General features: G+C 55.6%; 20 protein-coding genes. 17 read left to right on the forward strand and 3 right to left on the reverse strand.

The annotated features are described in order from the left end of the window. Positions 1-36: 36 nt before the first annotated feature. From truA to OS242_RS20720, 6 genes are all read left to right on the forward strand, one after another. Positions 37-774: a tRNA pseudouridine(38-40) synthase TruA gene (truA, locus tag OS242_RS20695; protein ID WP_267153577.1), complete on the forward strand. Its 738-nt coding sequence runs from the start codon at positions 37-39 to the stop codon at positions 772-774. Between the two features lie 112 nt (positions 775-886). Beyond that, positions 887-1,321, forward strand: coding sequence for a 50S ribosomal protein L13 (gene rplM / locus OS242_RS20700; protein ID WP_267153578.1), 435 nt, complete (start codon positions 887-889; stop codon positions 1,319-1,321). Between the two features lie 20 nt (positions 1,322-1,341). Beyond that, positions 1,342-1,734 (forward strand): 30S ribosomal protein S9, encoded by a 393-nt coding sequence (rpsI, locus tag OS242_RS20705; protein ID WP_267153579.1) that lies wholly within the window; start codon positions 1,342-1,344, stop codon positions 1,732-1,734. Positions 1,735-1,867: 133 nt separating this feature from the next. Then, a complete protein-coding gene (gene cwlD, locus OS242_RS20710) occupies positions 1,868-2,587 on the forward strand; it encodes an N-acetylmuramoyl-L-alanine amidase CwlD (RefSeq protein WP_267153580.1) in 720 nt (239 codons plus the stop codon). An 11-nt stretch (positions 2,588-2,598) separates the two neighbouring features. After that, positions 2,599-3,018 carry a copper chaperone PCu(A)C gene (locus OS242_RS20715; protein ID WP_267153581.1) on the forward strand — a complete coding sequence of 140 codons (420 nt, stop codon included), beginning with the start codon at positions 2,599-2,601 and terminating at the stop codon, positions 3,016-3,018. Positions 3,019-3,061: 43 nt separating this feature from the next. Further along, complete coding sequence (locus OS242_RS20720) at positions 3,062-4,141, forward strand: Mrp/NBP35 family ATP-binding protein (RefSeq protein WP_267153582.1); 1,080 nt, start codon at positions 3,062-3,064, stop codon at positions 4,139-4,141. A 127-nt stretch (positions 4,142-4,268) separates the two neighbouring features. Here OS242_RS20720 and gerD read toward each other — a convergent pair whose 3' ends face one another. After that, a complete protein-coding gene (gene gerD / locus OS242_RS20725) occupies positions 4,269-5,099 on the reverse strand; it encodes a spore germination lipoprotein GerD (protein ID WP_267153583.1) in 831 nt (276 codons plus the stop codon). A 161-nt stretch (positions 5,100-5,260) separates the two neighbouring features. Between gerD and OS242_RS20730 the strand changes: the two genes are divergently transcribed. After that, positions 5,261-5,863 carry a KinB-signaling pathway activation protein gene (locus OS242_RS20730; RefSeq protein ID WP_267153584.1) on the forward strand — a complete coding sequence of 201 codons (603 nt, stop codon included), beginning with the start codon at positions 5,261-5,263 and terminating at the stop codon, positions 5,861-5,863. Positions 5,864-5,893: 30 nt separating this feature from the next. Here OS242_RS20730 and pdaB read toward each other — a convergent pair whose 3' ends face one another. Next, positions 5,894-6,637, reverse strand: a complete 744-nt coding sequence (gene pdaB / locus OS242_RS20735) for a polysaccharide deacetylase family sporulation protein PdaB (RefSeq protein WP_407702140.1) — start codon at positions 6,635-6,637, stop codon at positions 5,894-5,896. A 166-nt stretch (positions 6,638-6,803) separates the two neighbouring features. Between pdaB and OS242_RS20740 the strand changes: the two genes are divergently transcribed. The 10 genes from OS242_RS20740 to prfB all read left to right on the forward strand — a co-directional run bounded on the left by OS242_RS20740 (position 6,804) and on the right by prfB (position 16,211). Beyond that, positions 6,804-7,397 carry a stage II sporulation protein M gene (locus tag OS242_RS20740; RefSeq protein WP_267153586.1) on the forward strand — a complete coding sequence of 198 codons (594 nt, stop codon included), beginning with the start codon at positions 6,804-6,806 and terminating at the stop codon, positions 7,395-7,397. A gap of 177 nt (positions 7,398-7,574) precedes the next feature. After that, entirely contained in the window at positions 7,575-8,378 is an 804-nt protein-coding gene (locus tag OS242_RS20745) for a basic amino acid ABC transporter substrate-binding protein (RefSeq protein ID WP_267153587.1), read from the forward strand. A 104-nt stretch (positions 8,379-8,482) separates the two neighbouring features. Continuing rightward, positions 8,483-9,142, forward strand: coding sequence for an amino acid ABC transporter permease (locus OS242_RS20750; protein ID WP_267153588.1), 660 nt, complete (start codon positions 8,483-8,485; stop codon positions 9,140-9,142). Next, positions 9,139-9,861 carry an amino acid ABC transporter ATP-binding protein gene (locus tag OS242_RS20755; RefSeq protein WP_267153589.1) on the forward strand — a complete coding sequence of 241 codons (723 nt, stop codon included), beginning with the start codon at positions 9,139-9,141 and terminating at the stop codon, positions 9,859-9,861. Before OS242_RS20750 ends, OS242_RS20755 begins: the two co-directional genes overlap by 4 nt. A 148-nt stretch (positions 9,862-10,009) precedes the next feature. Next, positions 10,010-10,207 carry a cold shock domain-containing protein gene (locus OS242_RS20760; RefSeq protein ID WP_267153590.1) on the forward strand — a complete coding sequence of 66 codons (198 nt, stop codon included), beginning with the start codon at positions 10,010-10,012 and terminating at the stop codon, positions 10,205-10,207. Between the two features lie 167 nt (positions 10,208-10,374). After that, positions 10,375-10,932 (forward strand): ribosome hibernation-promoting factor, HPF/YfiA family, encoded by a 558-nt coding sequence (gene hpf / locus OS242_RS20765; RefSeq protein WP_267153591.1) that lies wholly within the window; start codon positions 10,375-10,377, stop codon positions 10,930-10,932. 81 nt (positions 10,933-11,013) lie between these two features. Continuing rightward, positions 11,014-12,159 carry a hypothetical protein gene (locus OS242_RS20770; protein WP_267153592.1) on the forward strand — a complete coding sequence of 382 codons (1,146 nt, stop codon included), beginning with the start codon at positions 11,014-11,016 and terminating at the stop codon, positions 12,157-12,159. 23 nt (positions 12,160-12,182) lie between these two features. Next, on the forward strand, positions 12,183-12,443 hold the full coding sequence (locus OS242_RS20775) for a hypothetical protein (protein ID WP_267153593.1): 261 nt from the start codon (positions 12,183-12,185) through the stop codon (positions 12,441-12,443). A 194-nt stretch (positions 12,444-12,637) separates the two neighbouring features. After that, the gene (gene secA, locus OS242_RS20780) at positions 12,638-15,070 is read left to right on the forward strand and encodes a preprotein translocase subunit SecA (protein ID WP_267153594.1); all 2,433 of its coding nucleotides are present in this window, start codon (positions 12,638-12,640) and stop codon (positions 15,068-15,070) included. Positions 15,071-15,088: 18 nt separating this feature from the next. Continuing rightward, positions 15,089-16,211, forward strand: a protein-coding gene (gene prfB, locus OS242_RS20785; RefSeq protein ID WP_267153595.1) for a peptide chain release factor 2 whose coding sequence is annotated in 2 segments (ribosomal slippage) — positions 15,089-15,169 and positions 15,171-16,211 — 1,122 coding nt in all. Because the reading frame shifts where the segments join, the coding sequence is not laid out codon by codon here. Here the strand turns inward: prfB and OS242_RS20790 are convergent. Next, a partial coding sequence (locus OS242_RS20790) for a hypothetical protein (RefSeq protein WP_267153596.1) occupies positions 16,212-16,537 on the reverse strand: 326 nt, incomplete at its 5' end. It lies immediately after the preceding gene.

The following is a 16,537-nucleotide window of genomic DNA, read 5'->3' on the forward strand; positions in this document are numbered from 1 at the left end:
TGTCTGCACTTTCTGCAACAGGGTCGCGGAGGGCATATGCGAAACATCAAGCTTACGATCGCTTATGACGGAACTAATTTTCACGGATTTCAAGTGCAGCCGAACCTGCGTACCGTGCAGGGCGTCTTGGAAGAGGTGATCGGGCGTGTCGCACAGCACCCCGTTTCGATCATCGGTTCGGGACGGACGGATGCTGGGGTCCACGCACGCGCTCAGGTGGTCAATTTCGAAACCGATGTCAGGATCCCGGTGGAGAAATGGCCGATCGCGCTGAACACGCGACTGCCGGATGATCTGGTGGTGACGGCGGCGGAGGAGATGCCGCCCGACTTCCATTCGCGTTTTTCCGCGAAGGGGAAGGTCTACCGCTATCAGATCGACCTCAGCGCGTCTCCAAACGTGTTCACGCGTCTCTACGCCTACCATTACCCCTATCCGCTGCGGATCGAACCGATGATCGAAGCAGCCCGACATCTCGCCGGACGACATGATTTTACGAGCTTCTGTGCGGCCAACACTCCGGTTGAAAACAAAGTTCGACTCCTCCATCATGTCGAGTTGACACGGGAGGACCATCTGTTGACGATCACCTGTCGCGGTGAGGGATTCCTCTACAACATGGTGCGGATCATCGCCGGCACGTTGCTCGACGTCGGTCGGGACAGGATCTCCCCGGATGCGATACCGACGATCCTTTCCGCCTGCGATCGCACGCAGGCCGGCGTGACGGCACCTGCGCACGGTCTGACGATGTGGGAAGTTTTATACGAGTAGGCTCCCTTGACTTTCCGAAGTTATTGGGGTAAAATTATTTTTGGTATTTTAGCCGCCCAATCCCACGGGCCCCGGCCAAAAAACCATGAGCATTTCCTAGGAGGGAATTACTATGCGTACGACGTACATGGCGAAACCGAATGCCGTGGAGCGTAAATGGTATATCATCGATGCTGCAGGTAAAACTGTAGGTCGTCTTGCTTCTGAAGTTGCATCGATCCTGCGTGGCAAGCACAAGCCGGAGTTCACCCCGGGTGTTGACACCGGTGACTTTGTCATCCTGATCAACGCTGAGAAGGTTGTCTTCACCGGTAAGAAACTGCAAAACAAAATCTACTATCGTCACTCCCTGTATCCGGGCGGTCTGAAAGAAACCACTGCTGGTACCATGCTGGCTACCAAGCCGGAGCGCGTTCTCTTCGAAGCTGTTAAAGGCATGCTGCCGAAGAACACGCTGGGCCGCAAGCAGCTGACCAAGCTGCGCGTATACGCTGGCACCGAACATGGCCATGCAGCACAAAACCCGATCGTCTGGGAAGCAAAGTAATAAGGGAGGTTTGAGTTCGAATGGCACAAGTACAATATTGGGGAACTGGTCGTCGTAAACACTCTGTAGCTCGCGTTCGTCTCGTACCGGGCGACGGTAACGTTGTTATCAACCGCCGTGGCATGGACGAGTACTTTGGTCTGGAAACCCTGAAACTGATCGTGAAGCAACCGCTCCTGCTCACCGAAACCGTCGGTAAGTACGACGTTCTCGTTAACGTCAAGGGCGGCGGCATGTCCGGTCAAGCTGGCGCAATCCGTCACGGTATCTCCCGTGCGTTGCTGAAAGCTGACCCGGAACTGCGTGGCGGTCTGAAGCGCGCTGGCTTCCTGACCCGTGACCCGCGTATGAAAGAACGTAAGAAATACGGCCTCAAAGCTGCTCGTCGCGCTCCGCAATTCTCGAAGCGTTAATCAGCAGTTTTCAGCAGAATATCATCTGCAAAGAGAAGGACACCATTTGGTTGTCCTTCTTTTTTTGTATCTGTTAGCATATGCTTCCTTGGGACAAGATGAGTATGAGGCGCCCAAGGAGGGACCAGAGGGAATGGAACAACGCGAATCGATGCCGGTCTGGCGTTTTGGTGTCGCAGTCGTTTTTTTCTTGATTGCTTCAGTCGGGTTATACTGGGGGATCGGACAATGGGGGACAGAGCCGTCCGTCTCGTGGACGCTGCCGTTGCAGGGGGAGACGATCATCCTCGATGCCGGTCACGGCGGCGTGGACCCGGGAGCGGTCAGTGAGTCGGGCATCTTGGAGAAAGAGGTCACGCTGGCCGTCGCGGAACAGCTGCGAGGGATGCTGATCGCCGCCGGAGCCGATGTGGTGATGATCCGCGAAGACGACGTCGATCTGGCTGAAGCAGAGACGAGAGGCTATTCCCGCCGCAAGAACGAAGACTTGCGCGAACGGGCCCGTTTGATCCGCGAGTCGGAAGCGTCGCTGTTCATCTCGTTGCATTGCAATGCGATCCCCTCCTCCAAATGGTCGGGTGCACAAACGTTCTACCAGGATCAACAGGAGGACAGCAAACTGCTGGCCGAGATGGTGCAAAAGCAGTTTGGAGAACGGCTGGGCAACTCGCGCACGATCAAAAAGCGCAATGATATCTATCTGCTCAAACGGGCAGAGAAGGTCGGCGTGTTGGTTGAACTCGGCTTCCTGTCCAATCCTGCCGAGGCGAAACAACTGACCGATCACGATCATCAAGAGAAACTGGCCAACGCTGTATACAAGGGAATTCTCGCGTACTACGCGGAAAAATAGGAGGTCGCACGTTGAAAAAGCAGTTGTGGCAAGGTCTGTGCCTGGCTGTCGCGGTCTTTGCGTGCGCAGGCTGTTCCGGCGGACATGAGAGCGAGCCAACGGGCAAACAGGCACAGGCAAACCTTATCGTAGACGCAGCACACTCGGCCTACCCGTATTTCAAACTGGTCAACCAAGGCGCAACACACGCGGATCAGGTCACCGTCGCCGAAACGAAAACACAGGAGAGCGTATCGGTGATCGCCCTGCAAACAAAAGACGGTCAGACGGTGCCTGCCGGGGAGACCGTCAGGCTCAAGCCGGGTGACAGCGCGCATTATCAGATGCGATCCCAAGATGTGCGCGAGTTCACGGTGCGCTGGGTGGAAGATGGGGTATCATTTGAAAAGAACGTGCAGCTCAAAGAGCCGCAAAAAATCGAGACGCATTAAAAATGTGGTATACTGATACCGCTGATTTTGAGGAGGTGGCACAATGTTGACCGAACAGGCCATTCTGGACGCTCTGCGTCCTGTACAAGATCCTGAAGTACATAAAAGCATCGTGGAACTGGGCATGGTGCGCAAAGTGGAGATCAAAGGTGATCACGCAGCCATCGAGGTCGTGTTGACCATCGCGGGTTGCCCGTTGCGCAACAAGATCGACATGGACGTGCGCGAGGCATTGGCACAAGTGGACGGGCTGAAGACGTACGACTTGCAACTGGGCACGATGACCGATGAAGAGCGCGCCAATTTCCGCGCGGTCCTGCAAGGGACAAAGGACCAGCCGGTCCCCACCTTGCTCGATCCGGAGTCTAAGACATTGTTTCTTGCGATCGCATCGGGCAAAGGCGGCGTCGGCAAATCGACCGTGACCGCCAACCTCGCCGTGGCGCTGGCCAAAATGGGCTATCGCGTCGGCGTGATCGATGCGGACATCTACGGGTTCTCGATCCCCGGTATCTTTGGCATCGGCGATCAAAAGCCAACGTTGATCGACAACATGCTGTTGCCGGTGATCAAGCATGATGTCAAGATCATCTCGATGCATTTCTTCGTGCCGGACAACCGTCCGGTGATCTGGCGCGGCCCGATGCTCGGCAAGATGATGCGCAACTTCTTTGCGGAAGTCCATTGGGGCGACATCGACATCATGCTGCTGGACATGCCGCCTGGCACGGGTGATATGGCGCTCGACGTCCACCAGATGCTGCCGAAGAGCAAGGAAGTCATCGTCACCACGCCGCAGTTGCATGCGACCGAGGTGGCTGCGCGCGTCGGTACGATGGCGATCCAGACCAATCACGAGATCCTCGGTGTCGTGGAAAACATGTCGTACTTCGAAGCGCATGGCGAGAAGCATTACATCTTTGGCAAAGGCGGCGGCGAACGCCTCGCGCTGGAGTTAAAGACCGAAGTGCTCGCTCAGATCCCGCTCGGTGTGGCTGAAGAAAAGGGCGATGCGATCTATGATCCGCAGACGCCTCAGGGTGAAGCATACGCCCGTCTCGCCAAGACGATCGGCCGAAAAATCGATGCGGTGACGATGGTCGGCGATCGCGAAAACTTCTAGATACAGCAAAAAACCACCCGCTCGACGGGTGGTTTTTTACGTCTATGCTATCACTTGGAAAAACGTATGTGTGGCCATGCGGTTTGGAACACAGCGGTAGGCTGTCAGGGGTTGGGAGTGTCGTGGATTAACTTCCACCGCCACCACCGCCGCCGCCACCTTCTCCGCCGCCGCTTTCCTTGCCGCCGGATTCGCCGCCTTCTTCTCCGCCCTCGCTCTCTTTTTTCTCCTCTTTCTTCTTCTCTTCTCCGCCTTCGTCTTTCTTTTTCTCTTCGCCGCCCTCTTCTTTTTTCTTCTCTTCGCCCCCGCCTGTGCTTTGGCCCTGGGCTTTCTTTTCGTTCGGCGTGCGTTCGGTGGTGCCTTCTCGGATCGCTTCTTTGATCAGTTCCAAATACATCAGGCGAAACTCCGGATTTTGCAACGCTTGCGTCATGATCGCCATCGTCTGTTTCCGGTACTCCGGCGTTTTCATCAAGTCGTAGAGGTTGCGGGTGAACTCCGGAGACTTCATCAGATCGAGCATCATCATTTGGTACTCGGGGTCTTGCATGAGCAATTTCAACGTCTTCTCGTTGTCCTTTTTAAATGCTTTCGCCAATGCGGTGGCAAACTTCGGGTTGCGCATCTGCTCTTGCAATGTCAGGTGAGCGGAACCGTCCGTCAACGCTTTTTGCATGGCGATCTGCACATCTGCTTCGTTGATCGCCAAGGAATGTTTGAACTGCGGGTCACGTACGATGTCTTTTAACGTGTCCATGCCTTCTTTGGTATGGAGGATATCGAGGACCATCGATTTGGTTTCATTATAGCGGGCGTTGGCTTCCGTCTCTTGGGCCCCGCCGCTTGATTGCGACTGCGAACCGCCGCCGCCGGAGCTGCACCCATTGACGCTGACGAACGTCAGGAGGAAGACCATGAGGATAGCTGCGATCTGTCCGATTGTTCCAGGACGTTTCAACGGTACGTCACCCCCTTTATTGGATGATGTTAGTTTGTGTCTTGGGAACAAACGTATACAGGCAAGATGTGTCCATTTCCTGCCTTCCGGGAAATGATTGTCGAATGATGCGGGATCTATGATATGATAAGGGAAGTTTGCAAAGCCAAGGAGGGCGCAAGATGAACCTTCGCAAGTTCTGGAAATTGTTTCTGTCGACCGCGCTGGTCGGCTGTCTGTTAGGAGCTCTCTCGGCTGTGACCGAGTTGTTCCATGTGAGCCTTCAGACGGGCATCATCACCGGCGGTTTCCTGTCCGCCACGACGATGATGGGCTTCTGGGCGTATCTGACGTTAAACTTCACCATGCGCAACTTCGTGTCGTTCCGCATCTGGCAGATCATTCAGGTGCTGTTGATCGCATTGGTCTTCTACGACCTCATCTACTTCCGCTGGTTGTGGACAGGCAAAGGGGAGGGCAGTCTGACCCCGTTCGTCCTGTTTGCGATCTGGCCGCTGTTGATTGCGTTTGTCGCGGCATTCGTAAAGGGCAAGATCTCCGGCATGAAAAACTTCATCCCGGCCGTCTTCTTCCTCTACGTGATGACGGGGGTCGAGTGGTTTGTCGCGCTGAAGTCCAACGCAGGGCTGCAAACCACGTTGATCGGCTTGATCTTGCTGGGGTGCAACGTGTACATCCTGTTCATGTACACGCGTCTTTTAAATCAGCCGAACGATAAAAATGAGCTAGGCGCAACCGTAAAACAGCCCTCACCTGTCAAGTGAGGGCTGTTTTCGCATACACATGCATACAAGCTACTCTTGTCGCGACGAGACGTTGGCGTTGGCCAACAGTTCGCTGACAGACACGAAATCATAGCCTTTTTGCTTTAATCCGTCGATGATGCGGGGCAGAGCGTCGATCGTCTGCAGAGCGGAGTCGCTGGCGTGCATCAGGATGATGTCGCCCGGCACTGCCTTGGTCACCACGCGTTCGACGATCTTGTCCGGCCCCGGACGCATCCAGTCGCGGGAGTCGGTGTGCCATTGCACGACCGTGTAGCCCATGTCGTTCAGTTGTTTCACGACGCGCTTGTCAAAAGCGCCGTTTGGCGTGCGGATCAGATTGGTCTTGACGCCGGTGGTATCGAGGATCGCCTGCTCCGATTTGGTCACTTGTTCGCGAATCCATTCGTTGGGGTATTTGGGGAAATCGTCGTGTTTGTGACCGTGGTTGCCGATTTCGTAGCCCATCGTCTTGATCCGTTTGGCCAGTTCCGGGTGGGTGGTCGTCCACGGACCGGAGAGGAAGAAGGTCGCCTTCTTCACGCCTTTTTGTTCGAGGATGTCGAGGATCGGACCCGGTGCTTTTTCACCCCAGGAGATATCGAACGTGAGTGCAACGATCTTTTTCTCCGTTTCCACCTTATAGATGGCACCGGCAGGCACCGGCTTTTTCACTTCTTTCTTCTTGCCGGCCGTTTCGACTGCAGCGGCGGGGAAGACGCTGGTCGTATCCGCCTGCGACCAGAGCAAGCCCATAAACAACAGGACCGTCATGAACAGGACGCCGAGCTGCTTGGCTTGGCGTCGATAGGCACGATCTTTACGCAAGAAAACAGCACCTCCAACTCATAAAGAATTGCGATTTTTGTCCCCTTTACTCTATGGCAAAGCCCGTCCGATTATGCGGACGGGCACGATGCCGATCAAGGAGAGATCATTCATGCAAAGCCTGCGCATCTTGCGCCAAAATCGTTCGTATATCCTGCTTGCTGCTGCCTTGTTTATGATCGGATGGGTGCTCGGGGCGGTCTTTCAGGAAGCGCTGATGGAACTGGTTGCGACCAGCCTGCAGCATCTGCAAGACATCGTGGAAAAGACACAAGCCAAAAACAGCCCGCTCTACACCTCGGGCGTGATCTTCCTCAACAACCTGATGGCCTCATTTGCGATGATGTTGTACGGCATCCCGTTTGCTTTCTTGACCGTTTTTGCCCTCTTCCTGAACGGATTGACGGTCGGCGTGGTCTTTCAGATGGCCGGGGAGCACGGATCTTTGTGGGAGATGGTCCTCTACGGTTTGTTGCCGCACGGGATCTTTGAGTTGCCGGCGATCTTTATCGCGGCCGCCTTTGGCATCAAGCTCGGGCTGATCTGGTTCCGCCCGCTGCCGGAGATGACGCGGATGCAAAGCTTTAAACACGTGTTCCGCGAAGTGTTCAGCATCTCGTGGGTGATCGTGTTGTTGCTGGTCGTGGCGGGCCTCGTGGAAGGTCTGGTCACACCGGTTTTATTGGAGACATTCGTACTGAAATAAGCAACAGCCGCCGATCTGATGAGGTCGGCGGTTCTATTTTTCTTCCGTTTGCATATTTATTGATCGGCGTGTATTATTATTTTCTGTATACGAGATTCATCTGTATCATATACAATAAAGTGAAAGATTCAGAAAAAAATAGAGAGATCCTCATCTCGATATAAGGGGGAACCAAAGATGAAAAAGAATTGGAAAACCGCAGTGGCAGGCTCGTTGATCGTGGGCCTGAGCTTGGTGGCGGTCGGTTGCGGCTCCAGCGAGACGACGGCTCCGAAAGACAACGCAGGCGGTTCGACCGGAACGGTGAAAGAGTACAAGGTCGGCACCGACGCAACCTATGCACCGTTTGAATCGAAAGACGGCGACACGATCAAAGGCTTTGACATCGATGTGCTCAACGCGATTGGCGCAGAAGTCGGCGCGAAGTTCACTTACCAACATATCTCGTGGGACGGGATCTTCCTCTCCCTGAACCAAGGCGACGTCGATCTGGTCGCATCGGCGGTGACGATCACCGACGAGCGCAAGAAAACGTTCGATTTTTCCGACCCGTACTTTGATGCGACGCAGATGATCATCTTCAAAAAAGGCGCCGATATCAAGTCCCTGAACGACCTGAAAGGCAAAGTGGTCGCGGTGCAAAGCGCCACCACCGGCGAAGAGGTCGTCTCGAACCTGCTGGGCACCGACAGCAAGGACATCAAGCGTTTTGAAGCAATGCCGCTCGCTCTGCTCGAACTGAAAAACGGCAACGCGGAAGCTGCGGTCGGCGACAACGGCGTCGTGCTGGAGTATGTGAAAAACAACGGGGCGGACGGTCTGGAAACGGTTGTGGACACCTCCTTCGAGAAAGAAAACTACGGCTTTGTTGTGAAGAAAAACAACTCGGAAGTGCAAAAGTTGCTCAACGACGGGATCAAAAAGATCAAAGAAAACGGCAAGCTCGACGAAATCAATAAAAAGTACGGCTTCAAAAAATAATCCGATCCCATTTATGAGAGCTGGATTACGGGAGGTGCGCAACCCTGTAAACGGGTTGCGCATTTTTCCCTTCTCCATGCATTTTTGTTGAAGGAGTGTGAGTCATGACAGATTTTCAATGGGATGCGTTGATTAAATATTTGCCTTATTTCTTCGATGGTCTCGTGATGACGGTGGAGCTCACCGTGATCGCCGTGATCCTCGGCACGGTGCTCGGTCTGTTCGCAGGCATGGGCCGTCTGACGAAGATCGCGCCGCTGCGCTGGTTGTCCAACATCTATGTCGGCTTCTTTCGGGGCACGCCGCTGTTCGTGCAGATCCTCCTGATTCACTTTGCGGTGATGCCGGGGATCTTCGGCAAATCGTCGGCGTTTGTGTCGGGTATCGTCGCCCTGTCTTTGAACGCGGGCGCATACATCGCGGAGATCTTCCGCGCTGGCATCCAGTCGATCGACCGCGGCCAGATGGAAGCTGCGCGCTCGCTCGGTCTGACGCAAGGACAAGCCATGCGCACCGTCATCCTGCCGCAAGCGGTGCGCCGCATGTTGCCGCCGCTGGGCAATGAAGCGATCATGCTGCTGAAAGACTCGTCTCTGCTCGCCGCGATCTCGCTGCAGGAGATGACGTTCTATGCCAAGCTGATGCAGGGCAAAACCTACCTCGCGTGGGAGCCGTACCTGACGCTGGCGTTGATGTATCTCGTGTTGACGATGTTGCTCGCACAGGTCGTCAAGTTCTTGGAAAGGAAGTATGGAACCTTATGATCACAGTCCGCAACCTGCACAAGTCGTTCGGTCAAAACGAAGTTCTCAAAGGCGTCGACTGCGAGATCAAAGAGCGGGAAGTGGTCTGTGTCATCGGCCCGTCCGGCTCCGGGAAATCGACCTTTCTGCGCTGTCTGAACCGTCTCGAAGACATCACGTCCGGCGAGGTGATCGTGCTCGAGAAAAACATCACCGACCCGCGCATCGACATCAATGCCGTGCGCCGCGAAGTCGGCATGGTCTTCCAACGCTTTAACCTGTTCCCGCACAAAACGGTGCTGGAAAACATCACGCTCGCGCCGCAGATGGTGCGCAAAGAGTCGAAGGCAAAGGCGCGGGAGACTGCGCTGGAACTGCTCGGAAAAGTCGGCCTGCGCGACAAGGCGAACGCGTACCCGAACCAGCTCTCCGGTGGCCAACAGCAGCGTGTGGCGATCGCACGGGCACTGGCGATGAATCCGAAGATCATGCTATTCGATGAGCCGACCTCGGCTCTCGACCCGGAGATGGTCGGCGAAGTGCTCGATGTCATGAAAAAACTGGCCCAAGAAGGCATGACGATGGTCGTCGTCACGCACGAGATGGGGTTTGCCCGCGAAGTGGGTGATCGCGTGTTGTTTATGGATCAAGGGTACATCATGGAAGAAGGGAAGCCGGCCGATCTGTTTGGCAATCCGCAGAACGAGCGGACGCGCAATTTCCTCTCCAAGGTGCTCTGAAAAGGATCGAAAAAATTTTCTCAGGCGCCCTGCATAAGCAGGGCGTTTCGTGAGTAGGCTAGATAGCAACCTCTCGTATCAATCGCAAGTCATTCTGTACGGCCTGAGTGGAGGTTCTCAGGACGATTTGTCAGGAGGAATAAGAATTATGCAAGGGAAAGTAAAATGGTTCAACAATGAGAAGGGTTATGGTTTCATCGAGTATTCGGGTGGGGACGACGTATTTGTTCATTTCTCTGCAATCCAATCCGAAGGTTTCAAAAGCTTGAACGAAGGCGACGATGTGGAGTTCGACATTGTGGAAGGCAGCCGCGGGCCGCAAGCGGCCAACGTAGTTCGTATATAAGAAGACGAACATGGCATCTAAACCCTTGGGTCGCTTATGACCCGAGGGTTTTGTATTTTTTGCAAGAGGATTCGCAAAAAGAATTGGTAAAAAATTGTCGTCTCATGCAGGAGTACGGGCCTCCTTTCCGGAATACCATAAGTACGAAGAGAAGGGAGGAGTACAGCATGAAAATCCAAGTCAGAGGCAGTAATCTTGAGGTGACTGAGTCGTTGCACAGTTATGCCGAGAAAAAGATTGGCCGTTTGGAGAAGTACTTCCATGCTCCGTCTACCCATACTGTCCACGTTACCCTCTCGGTCATCAAAGACCTGCATGCGGTCGAGGTGACGATGCCGCTAGACCACGGAATTATCATCCGGGCCGAAGAGCGTACCGGTGACATGTATGCTTCGATCGACAACGTTTCCGAGAAGCTGGAAAAGCAGATTGAGAAACATAAAACGAAACTCGCCCGTCGCCTCAAATTGGAGGGCATCCACGATCTGTTCAAAGAGGTGGAAGCGGCTCCGGTGGGAGCTTTGGCCGGCGGCGAGGAAGATGCAGAGGTCGTGCGCACCAAACGATTTGCCGTCAAACCGATGGTGATCGATGAAGCGATCATGCAGATGGACCTTCTCGGCCATGACTTCTACGTGTTCAGCAACGCGGATACAGAAGAGGTAAACGTCGTGTACAAACGCAAAGACGGTCAATACGGCCTGATCGAACCGGTCTTCGGTTGATCGGCGCTTCAGATGGAATGATCCGGCCAGCCCTTCGGGGTTGGCCTTTTTGAATGGTGTGGAGGGGAGGGGCCCAGGTCGATGTTGGCAGTGGTGTTGGCTGGTGGATACGGAGCCTGTGAAACGGGCATACTGCGGGCGATGAGCGGGGTGCGCCGGGCGATGGCCCTCGATCTTGCCGAGCGGTGTCAGGCGGCAACAGGCGTGCGCACGGTGTTTGTGTCGGATGAGGAGGACCTGCTCCGGCAGGCGGCTGAGATCGGCTGTGCGACCCGAAGGACAGGAGAGCCTTTCGTCTGGCTGAGCGAGGTGCAAGCGGCGATCCGGGCGCATATGGCGCATCCGGAGGAGTCTGTGCTGGTGCTCGGCGGAAGCGCTGCGCCGTTCTTGACGGCGGAGGGGATCGAGCAGTTGGCTGAACGGGAGGAGCCGGGATGCGCGTGGCTGAACAACCGCCTGTCGCCCGACCTGATTTTCTTTGCCCCGGCCCGGAGCGCATTCGAAGTGAAAGAGTGCCGGACGGATAATGATTTTGGATTTGCGCTGGAGAAACAGGCCGCTCTGACAGCACTTTATTTGCCGAGCGAACTGATGTTCGCATATGATGTGGACACGCCGCTTGACGCGCTGCTCGCCGCCAAAAGCCCGCGAGCCGGGCACAGGTTGCGGGAGGCGGTCTTGGCATTCGAACATCGTGTGCGGCTGGAGGAAGCGTTCGATCGGCTGCGGCAGGGTGAGTACCGCGACGTGGCGGTGATCGGTCGTGCTCATCCGGTCGAGGCGGAGCGGTTTGCGCAGGCCTGTCAGCTGCGGCTGCGGCTGTATTCGGAGGAGCGCGGGATGAAGGCGCTGGGGCGAATCGAGCGGGGCGAGGTGAGAAGCCTCGTCGGCGAGCTGGTGCGAGCGCTCGGATGGCAGGGATTTTTTTCGCATGTTGCACAGTCGTGTGCGCTCGTGTTGTTCGATACACGGGTGGTGCTGGCCGAGCAACGGCGGGAGATATCCGACGGAGACCGCTTTGCTGCCGATCTGCTGATGGACGATGACGTGCACGATCTAGATTTGCGTGAAATGGCACGTGCGGCGGCAGCAGCCCCGATCCCGATCTTGCTCGGAGGTCAGACGCTCGTGTCGGGCGGGCTCCGGTTGTTGCGCGAAGAACTCGGCCCTGGGGAAACAAAGAAACCGCAGAGAGAAAGGGACACCTGCCCAAGCACCTCCGCATAAGATGTGGTACGGAGGTGGCAGCTGTGACCATATGGAGTTGGCTCTTGTTGGTGGTGGTCTTTTTCCTCGTCTTGAAAGTCGCGCAGATTTTGTTTTGGAATCTCAGGAAAGCGTTTTACGTGCATCCGTGGCTGGTCGAGATCGTCGTGATCCTGCTCGCTGTGATCGCTTGGCAGACGGTGGCGAGCCTGTGGGGATTGGCGATCATCTTCGGGGTCTTGCTCGGCCTGCTGCGCGGCGATCAGGAGGCGGACGACCGTCAGAAACAGCGGCAGTTGTTGTGAGAAAAGGGCGACGTTCGATTTACAAAGACAGGTGGCCTAATGAGATGGTCACCTGATATTTACATAGAATCCGACAGTTTTGCAATACAGGTTGTGGAAGCAGGCGAAAAAGTGTTACAATTTTATACTAAGACAAGTCGTGGCTATGGTTTTGGATTTGTCTATGTTACTTCTGGAGAGGGGCGAAACCTTTTATGTTGGGCCTCCTGAAAAAACTTGTTGGGGACAGCAACGAACGAGAGGTTAAAAAGCTATATAAAATCGTTCAACAGATCAACTTGCTTGAGCCGAAAATGGAATCTCTCAGCGATGATCAACTTCGCGGTTTGACCGTTGAGTTCAAGGATCGTTTCAGCAAAGGCGAAACGCTTGACCAACTGCTGCCGGAAGCATACGCGGTCGTCCGTGAAGCGGGCAAGCGCGTGCTGGGCAAGCGCCATTATGACGTCCAGATGATGGGCGGCATCGTACTGCACCAAGGACGCATCGCCGAGATGCGCACCGGTGAGGGCAAGACGCTGGTGGCGACTCTGCCGTCGTACCTGAACGCGATTTCGGGACAAGGCGTCCACGTCATCACGGTCAACGACTATCTGGCGCGCCGCGACTCGGAGGAGATGGGGCAACTGCACCGCTTCCTCGGTCTGACCGTCGGACTGAACGTGCACGGTCTCGATCACGAGACGAAAAAGCGGGCGTACGCGTCCGACATCACGTACGGCACGAACAACGAGTTTGGCTTTGACTTCCTGCGCGACAACATGGCGCTCTCGTTTGAGCAGATGGTCCAGCGTCCGCTGAACTACTGCATCATCGACGAAGTCGACTCGATCCTGATCGACGAAGCGCGCACGCCGCTGATCATCTCCGGTCAAGGCGAAAAGTCGACCGAGTTGTATTTCCGTGCGAACATCTTCGTCTCGGGCCTGCGCAACGAGGTGGATTACAACCACGACGAGAAGGCGAAGTCGGTCGCTTTGACCGAGGTCGGTGCGAAGAAGGCGGAGCGCTATTTCGGCGTGACCAACTTGTTCGACCCGGAAAACATGGTCGTCAACCACCACGTCACCCAAGCGATGAAGGCGCGTGTGACGATGCACCGCGACAAGGACTACGTCGTGCAGGATGACGAGATCATCATCGTCGACGAGTTCACCGGCCGCCTGATGCACGGTCGCCGCTACAGCGACGGTCTGCACCAAGCGATCGAAGCGAAAGAGGGCGTGCGCGTTCAGAACGAATCGAAGACGCTGGCGACGATCACGCTGCAAAACTACTTCCGCGGCTATAACAAGCTGTCCGGCATGACCGGTACGGCGAAGACTGAGGAAGAGGAATTCCGCTCGATCTACGGCATGGACGTCGTGACGATCCCGACCAACCGTCCGAACCTGCGCGACGACATGGCCGATCAGATCTACAAAAACGTGCGCGGCAAATTTAACGCGACCGTGGAAGAGATCACAGCGCGCCACGCGACGGGACAACCGGTGCTGGTCGGCACGACCTCTATCGAAAAATCGGAGTATCTGTCCTCTTTGCTGAAACAAAAGGGCATCCCGCACAGCGTCCTGAACGCAAAGCAGCATGAAAAAGAGGCGGAGATCGTCTCGAAGGCCGGTCAGCGCGGCGCGGTCACCATCGCGACGAACATGGCGGGCCGCGGCACCGATATCATGCTCGGCGAAGGCGTTGCGGAACTGGGCGGCTTGCACATCATCGGCACCGAACGCCATGAGTCCCGCCGTATCGACAACCAGCTGCGCGGCCGTGCAGGACGTCAAGGCGACCCGGGTTCGACCCAATTTTATCTGTCGCTGGAAGATGACCTGATGCGTCTGTTCGGCTCGGAGAATATCATGGGTATCATGGAGAAACTGGGCCTTGAAGAAGACCAGCCGATCCAAGCGGGCATCGTCTCCAAGGCGATTGAAAGCGCACAAAAGAAAGTCGAAGGCAACAACTTTGACATTCGCAAGCACGTGCTCAAGTATGATGATGTCATGAACCAGCAACGCGTCGTCATGTACAAACAGCGTCGCGAGATCCTCGACAGCGAAGACTGCACGCACGTCGTCAAGGACATGTTGCACGAATTGGTCGACTCGACGATCGCGACCTATTGCCCGCGGGATCAAGTCCACGAGGACTGGGATCTGGCAGCGATGCTCGAGTATGCGGAAGGCCGTTTCCTCGCGGAGGGGCAAGTTACCCTTGAGGAACTGCAACAGTACGCGACGCACGAAGAGATCGGCGAACTGCTGCACGGGAAGGCAGACGAATCGTATGCCGCTCGCGAGCAGCAACTCGGCGATCAGATGCGCGAATTTGAAAAAGTGATCCTGCTGCGCGCCGTCGACAGCAAATGGATCGACCACATCGACGCGATGGAGCAGCTGCGCCAAGGCATTCACCTGCGTGCATACGGCCAGCGCGACCCGTTGATGGATTACAAATTCGAAGGCTTCGAGATGTTCGAGGAGATGATCCACAACATCCGCGAAGAGGTCGTCACCTACGTGTTCAAGTCCTATGTGGCGCAGGCGGCACCGCAAAGCGTGGCGTTTGGCTTGGACCTCGTCAAGGTCGGCCCGGGCGAGGACGGCAAACCGACTCGCAGCGAATAATACGGGAGTGGTGTAACCATGGCAGCACAGACGTTTGGCGAACTTCGCCAAGAGATGCAAACTACAGCCAAGCGATTGGCGGACATCGGGAGGTCTCTTTGACCTCCCTGGCAAAAAGGCACGAATTGCCGCGCTGGAAGAGCTGATGTCGCAGCCGGCGTTCTGGGATGACCAGGACGCGGCGCAGGCGGTGATCAGTGAGAACAACGCGCTGAAAGGCTCCGTTGACAAGATGGAGCAGTTTTCCACCGACTTTGAAGATCTCGAAGTGATGATCGAACTGGCGCAGGAAGAAAAGGATGACGATCTGTTCAAGGAGTGCGACAAAGGCGTTGAGAAGCTGAAAAAAGAGCTCAGCGATTTTGAGTTGGAATTGCTGCTCAGCGACCCGTACGACAAGAACAACGCGATCCTCGAACTGCATCCGGGGGCCGGTGGCACCGAGTCGCAGGATTGGGCTTCGATGTTGACGCGCATGTATATGCGCTGGGCGGAGAAACGCGGGTTTAAGCTGGAGACGCTCGACTATCTGCCGGGCGAGGAAGCGGGGATCAAGAGCGTCACCCTGCTGATCAAAGGCTACAACGCATTCGGATATCTGAAGGCGGAGCGCGGCGTGCATCGACTCGTGCGGATCTCTCCGTTTGATGCGTCGGGACGCAGGCACACGTCGTTCTCGTCGGTGGACGTGATTCCGGAGATGGATGAGAACGTCAACATCGAGATCCGCGAGGTCGATCTGAAGATCGATACCTATCGTGCATCCGGTGCGGGCGGTCAGCACATCAACACGACCGACTCGGCCGTGCGGATCACACACATGCCGACCGGTGTGGTCGTCACCTGCCAATCGGAGCGTTCGCAGATCAAAAACCGTGCAGCGGCGATGAAAGTCCTTGCGGCGAAGCTCTACGAATTGGAGCGAAAGCGTCAAGAGGAAGAGGTTGCGGCTCTTCGCGGCGAGCAAAAGGACATTGCGTGGGGCAGCCAGATCCGTTCTTATGTGTTCCATCCTTACTCGCTGGTGAAGGACCACCGCACCGGCGTGGAGGTCGGCAACGTGCAAGCGGTGATGGACGGCGACATCGATTCGTTCATCGACGGATTCTTGCGTTGGCAGATTGAGAAGAAAGACGAGTAATCACGAGAGGGCGCCGGAGAGATCCGGCGTCTTTTTCGTTTTTGTTTGGGTTTGTTTCGGGAAGCCGGTTGAGTATGCGTGGGGAAGGTGGTAAGATAAGTCCTGTCGCCGCTGATGAAGAAATGACACGAAACGGTTGACGAGCCAGAGAATGTGTGTTAGTCTAATAAACGTCGCTGATGAGCGGCATGTTTTACCAGATTGATCCTTGAAAACTAAACGAGTGTTACGAGATCGATTTTCGAGCCAGCGATTCAGTTCGCTATGAACCAAACTTTTATTGAGAGTTTGATCCTGGCTCAGGACGAACGCTGGCGGCGTGCCTA

The sequence above is a fragment of the Tumebacillus lacus genome (genome assembly GCF_026410385.1).
In the GTDB taxonomy this organism is placed as follows: Bacteria; Bacillota; Bacilli; order Tumebacillales; family Tumebacillaceae; genus Tumebacillus; species Tumebacillus lacus.

What these genes read in the sequence shown, in the direction of transcription:
- truA (WP_267153577.1), top strand. Translation starts at nt 37, where the DNA reads ATGCGAAACATCAAGCTTACGATCGCTTATGACGGAACTAATTTTCAC.
- rplM (WP_267153578.1), top strand. Translation starts at nt 887, where the DNA reads ATGCGTACGACGTACATGGCGAAACCGAATGCCGTGGAGCGTAAATGG.
- rpsI (WP_267153579.1), top strand. Translation starts at nt 1,342, where the DNA reads ATGGCACAAGTACAATATTGGGGAACTGGTCGTCGTAAACACTCTGTA.
- cwlD (WP_267153580.1), top strand. Translation starts at nt 1,868, where the DNA reads ATGGAACAACGCGAATCGATGCCGGTCTGGCGTTTTGGTGTCGCAGTC.
- OS242_RS20720 (WP_267153582.1), top strand. Translation starts at nt 3,062, where the DNA reads ATGTTGACCGAACAGGCCATTCTGGACGCTCTGCGTCCTGTACAAGAT.
- OS242_RS20730 (WP_267153584.1), top strand. Translation starts at nt 5,261, where the DNA reads ATGAACCTTCGCAAGTTCTGGAAATTGTTTCTGTCGACCGCGCTGGTC.
- pdaB (WP_407702140.1), bottom strand. Translation starts at nt 6,637, where the DNA reads ATGACGGTCCTGTTGTTTATGGGCTTGCTCTGGTCGCAGGCGGATACG.
- OS242_RS20740 (WP_267153586.1), top strand. Translation starts at nt 6,804, where the DNA reads ATGCAAAGCCTGCGCATCTTGCGCCAAAATCGTTCGTATATCCTGCTT.
- OS242_RS20745 (WP_267153587.1), top strand. Translation starts at nt 7,575, where the DNA reads ATGAAAAAGAATTGGAAAACCGCAGTGGCAGGCTCGTTGATCGTGGGC.
- OS242_RS20750 (WP_267153588.1), top strand. Translation starts at nt 8,483, where the DNA reads ATGACAGATTTTCAATGGGATGCGTTGATTAAATATTTGCCTTATTTC.
- OS242_RS20755 (WP_267153589.1), top strand. Translation starts at nt 9,139, where the DNA reads ATGATCACAGTCCGCAACCTGCACAAGTCGTTCGGTCAAAACGAAGTT.
- OS242_RS20760 (WP_267153590.1), top strand. Translation starts at nt 10,010, where the DNA reads ATGCAAGGGAAAGTAAAATGGTTCAACAATGAGAAGGGTTATGGTTTC.
- hpf (WP_267153591.1), top strand. Translation starts at nt 10,375, where the DNA reads ATGAAAATCCAAGTCAGAGGCAGTAATCTTGAGGTGACTGAGTCGTTG.
- OS242_RS20770 (WP_267153592.1), top strand. Translation starts at nt 11,014, where the DNA reads ATGTTGGCAGTGGTGTTGGCTGGTGGATACGGAGCCTGTGAAACGGGC.
- secA (WP_267153594.1), top strand. Translation starts at nt 12,638, where the DNA reads ATGTTGGGCCTCCTGAAAAAACTTGTTGGGGACAGCAACGAACGAGAG.